This is a genomic window from Arthrobacter sp. Bi26, from assembly GCF_918697925.1.
In the GTDB taxonomy this organism is placed as follows: domain Bacteria; phylum Actinomycetota; class Actinomycetes; order Actinomycetales; family Micrococcaceae; genus Arthrobacter.
In genome coordinates this window covers 1-4,143 of record NZ_CAKKMF010000172.1, presented here as the reverse complement: position 1 = coordinate 4,143, position 4,143 = coordinate 1, and the positions used below count along the sequence as shown (strand labels likewise).

Sequence of the window (4,143 nt, the reverse complement as noted above, 5' to 3'; positions counted from 1 at the left end):
TCCTTTGACCGGATGACTTCAAGGAGCCAGCGATGACCCAAGCCCCAACTTCGTCCCCGGAACCCACCCGGTCGCATCGACGGAAGGCGCAGACTCGCGCCGCGTTGATCCGCGCAGCACAGTCCTTCCTGGCTCAAGGACGGACCAATACGCCGGTGCTGGAGATCACTCAGGCCGCGGACGTTGGGATCGGCTCCTTCTACAACCACTTTGAGTCGAAAGACCAGCTGTTCGAGGCAGCGGTCGAGCACGTCATGGACCTCCTCGGCGCGGTCCTGGACGAGCTCACCACCGACGTCGACGACCCCGCCGTCGCGTTTGCCACCAGCTTCCGGTTGACCGGTCGCTTCCACCGCCGTGAACCTCAGCTCAGCAAGGTGATCCTGCACGCAACTCTCGACATCCTCGGCGCGCAGACAGGACTGGCGCCGCGTGTCCGGCGTGACATTCAGGCCGGCGTCGATTCCGGTCGGTTCACAATGACAGACGTCGACGTAGCCGTGGTGTGCGCCGTCGGTGCGGCAACCTTCCTCGGACAGCTCATCCATGCCGAACCGGACCGCGACGACGCCGAGACGACGGATCGGGCGACCGAGGCGCTGCTGCGAATGTTGGGTGTCTCTGCCAACGAAGCGCGTGCAATATGTAGCAGTCCACTCCCCGAACTCCAAACGGCCGGGCTGCGCGGTGCCGTCGACGAGGTGGCAGCGAACGGAGACGCTGCCCGCTGAATTGCCCGACCTCGGGATGCCGGCGGGGAACGACCGTCACCATGCTAATCGCGCTCTGGAACCTCTGGCGCTTTCCGGGTTTCGAGTTTTTGGAGGCCGTCCGCAAATTCGCAGTTGTGAATCAAGAGTTCGGTGAAGTCAAACCCGCTCATTTCTTTACTGCCTGTAAATATGTTCTTGTCGAAGGTGCAGTTGATGAAGGACAAGGATTTGGGCCGCTGATACGTGGCGAAGTTGAAGCTACCGTCTTCAAATCGGCAATCTTTGAACGTTAGGGACAGGGCATCGCGGCTTTGTTCGACATTTTCAAATTTTGTTCCGCTGAAAGTGCATCGGTTGAATTCGATTCGACCGCGACCACTGCCGTTTTCGTCGATACTGTATCTGACGCTGCCGCCATGAAACACGGAGTCCTGGAAGAGAAGATTGCCCATGTCCAACTGCAGATCGGTCAGGTCGACGCTGCCGGCGGCCACGTACCACCTGGCCATGTAGCCGAGGTCATGGTCTCCACGGTCCTCGGCACGAACGCCTCGGAGGTCCAGCTGTGCGCCATTGACGTATAGGTCGGAAATGTTGGACGGGGCATGATATGCCATGTTGATGCGCAGCCCCCAGTACCGTCCCTCCTCGAGCCCTGCCTTTAAGCGGCGGAGGATGGTCGCGGTAATGAGAGAGCCTACATCCGAAAGATTATCTTTGTCCTTCTTGGCCAGTCTTAAAAATTCAGTCAAAAGACTTACACAGTTTTGCCGCTCAACTTCGTTGCGCTCCGCAAACCATTCATCGGTCAGGGACTCGATTGAATGGACGCCAGCAATGGCAAGGGGGAGCTTTTTGCTCCCCAGCTGCTCTGCTGCAAGTGAGTATCGGTCCCTAAGGGCGGAGACCACCTGGGTATCATGCTGCCGTTGCTGTAGTTCCAAAAGGCTGTTGGTGATCGAGAGATTTTCCTCTGTCGCTCTTTGACGCCGGTAGGTGAGGAGCAGCGTCACACCAACACCGAGCGCAGCCCCTGCTGTCACGGCGTTCCGAAGAACGCCGGACTGTTGATCAGTCGTCAGCGTCTGCTGATTTCCCAAGGGTGTCAGACTCTGCGTGGTGTAGGCGGCGAAGACGTAAGATAGCGCCGCGACCAAGGCTAGGGAGGCGAGAAACCCGAGTAGGACCAGCCCCCATAGGCTGACTTTTTCCTTCGAAGCAGCCGTCGGGGACTCGTGACGTTTCCTAGACATGGCATCCTCGATTGTCTCGATTGTTGGGTAGGTCACGGGGGTGAATATGTGCGCTGAACAAGGTTCGTTGCTGCCTCGTTGTCGCTTATGTGGGTCTGAAGACCCGGGACGAAACCGACAGTTCACGAGAGGCCGGCGCCGGTGCTCCCTCAAGCACCGGCGCCCACCCGCTCCTGCCGAGCTGGTCTTGATGAACTGCTGTTCAGCTGTCAGGGCACCAGGATGAGGCGGATCGGGTCGCCGATCTTGTTCGCCAGCCGGTTCACCGCGTCGGCCGCCTCGGCGAGCGGGAAGTGGTCGGTGATCGAGGGGGCGAGGTCTAGACGTCCGACCTCGGCCAGCCGGACCAGCTCGCTGACGGACTCGGGGGTGCCGCCGTAGTGGCCGCGCACCTGCTTGCCGAGGTAGTTGAAGGTCAGGCCCTCGGTGATGGTGAGGGGCCTGGGGCTGATGCCGACCAGGATGAGGGCGCCGTTGAGGCCGAGTACGGAGGCGGCCTGCTCTCGGACGGCGGGCACGCCGGCGCAGTCGAAGGCGAAGTCCAGGCCTCGTCCGCCCGTAGCCATGCGGATGTGGTCGGCGAAGTCGTCGGCGGCAGGGTCCAGGGCGAAGTCCGCACCGAAGGCCAGGGCACGCTCGCGGGCGCTGGGCAGCGGGTCGACGGCGATGACCGGCGCGGCGCCGGCCATGCGGGCGACCCGGACGTTGTGGGCGCCGACTCCGCCGACGCCCCAGATGCCGACGGACTGTGCGGGGCGCACCCCGGCGGTGGCAACGACGGCGGCGTAGGGGGTGGAAACCGCGTCGGGGATGATCGCTGCCTGATCGAAGGGGAGGTTGTCGGGAATGGGGATGAGCGTGTCCTCGCGGGCGAGGGTGTACTGGGCCCAGCCGCCGTCGTAGTCGATGCCGGCGGTGCGCATCTGGGTACAGGGGCGGCGGCGCACGCAGCCGCCGCACTGGCCGCAGGTCTTGCCGGCCTCAAGGGTAACGCGGGTGCCGACGGTCAGTCCGCGCTTAAGGTCAGGGCCGAGGGTGTGGATCACACCGGCGACCTCGTGGCCGACGGTGACCGCGTCGGAGGTGGCGAACAGTGGGACGAGGGAACCGTCGAGCAGGTGGACGTCCGACAGGCAGACACCTGCGGCCTTCACCTCGATCAGGATTTCACCCGGGCCCGGAACGGGGATGGGGACCTCCTCCACGGCGAACTTCTTGCTGTCCAGGTGGAAGCGTCCGGCGAGCATGGTATTCATGGTGATCTGCTTTCTCTGAGCGGCATTTCCTGGCGGTTCGGGCCGATGGCTGCCGTGTGGTTTGTGGTGGTTCGCAATCGGGTGGTGGCCGGGAAGGGGGGCGGTGTCGGGTCCGCCGCACCCTCCCGGAGTCTGGGGGATCAGGCGAATGTGTGGACACCGCCGCGGTTTTCAGTCAGCTGCGGTCTCGCAGTACCAGCCGGCCCATGGCGTATGGGTCAGCTCGCAAGCCCGCCGGTGCTCAAGGTGAGCAGGCGGAAGTTGCGGTGGCGGTAATGTGGTTGCATCGGTTTTGCCGGTGGCTGCCAGGATGCCTCCGTGAGGGGCGGCAGTGGCCTGGGTTTCCGTCGCCATGATGACTCCTTTTGTTGACTTGCTCAGTGGTGGCCGGGAGGGGGCGGGGTGTCGGGACCGCCGCACCCTCCCGGCGTCTGGGGGATCAGGCGAAGACGTCCTGCTGGTAGCGCGCATCGGCTTCGAGCTGGGCGAGCCACTGCTGGGCGGCCTCGTCGTCGCTGCCGGTCCGCTCGCGGTGAATCGCCGCGAGGGCCTCGCGCACGGCGGGCGCCATGCGGCGGCCGTCACCGCAGACGTAGATGTGCGCGCCGTCTTCGATGGCTTGCCATACTGTGTCGGCGGCGTTGGCGATGGCGTTCTGGACGAACCGGGCCGGGTGGCCGGTCACCGCGGAGTAGGCGGTGTGCACCTGGGCGATCCCGGCCTGCTCCCAGTCCTGCATCTCCTGCCGGTAGAAGTAGTCGTGCTCCGGGTGGCGGCAGCCGACGAAGACCTGCGACAGACCCACCTTCGTGCCGCTCTCGTGCTGCGATGCGCGTTCCTCCAGGAAGCCGCGCAGTGGCGCGATGCCGGTGCCGGGGCCGATGAGGATCAGCGGCGTGGCGGGGTCGGCCGGCGGGGCGA

At 64.3% G+C, this 4,143-nt stretch carries 3 protein-coding genes and 1 pseudogene; 1 reads left to right on the top strand and 3 read right to left on the bottom strand.

The window, feature by feature from the left end; all coding sequences use genetic code 11:
- Positions 1–32 precede the first annotated feature (32 nt).
- Positions 33–731, top strand: coding sequence for a TetR/AcrR family transcriptional regulator (locus LQV16_RS23025; RefSeq protein WP_229996155.1), 699 nt, complete (start codon positions 33–35; stop codon positions 729–731).
- 44 nt (positions 732–775) lie between these two features.
- On the opposite strand, the gene LQV16_RS23020 is transcribed toward LQV16_RS23025, so the two are convergent.
- The 3 genes and pseudogenes from LQV16_RS23020 to LQV16_RS23010 all read right to left on the bottom strand — a co-directional run.
- Positions 776–2,002: a pentapeptide repeat-containing protein gene (locus tag LQV16_RS23020; protein ID WP_229996154.1), complete on the bottom strand. Its 1,227-nt coding sequence runs from the start codon at positions 2,000–2,002 to the stop codon at positions 776–778.
- Positions 2,003–2,175: 173 nt separating this feature from the next.
- Entirely contained in the window at positions 2,176–3,222 is a 1,047-nt protein-coding gene (locus LQV16_RS23015; protein ID WP_229996153.1) for a zinc-binding dehydrogenase, read from the bottom strand.
- Positions 3,223–3,661: 439 nt separating this feature from the next.
- Positions 3,662–4,143: pseudogene (locus LQV16_RS23010) on the bottom strand (cytochrome); the annotation flags it as partial.

What these genes read in the sequence shown, in the direction of transcription:
- LQV16_RS23025 (WP_229996155.1), top strand. Translation starts at nt 33, where the DNA reads ATGACCCAAGCCCCAACTTCGTCCCCGGAACCCACCCGGTCGCATCGA.
- LQV16_RS23015 (WP_229996153.1), bottom strand. Translation starts at nt 3,222, where the DNA reads ATGAATACCATGCTCGCCGGACGCTTCCACCTGGACAGCAAGAAGTTC.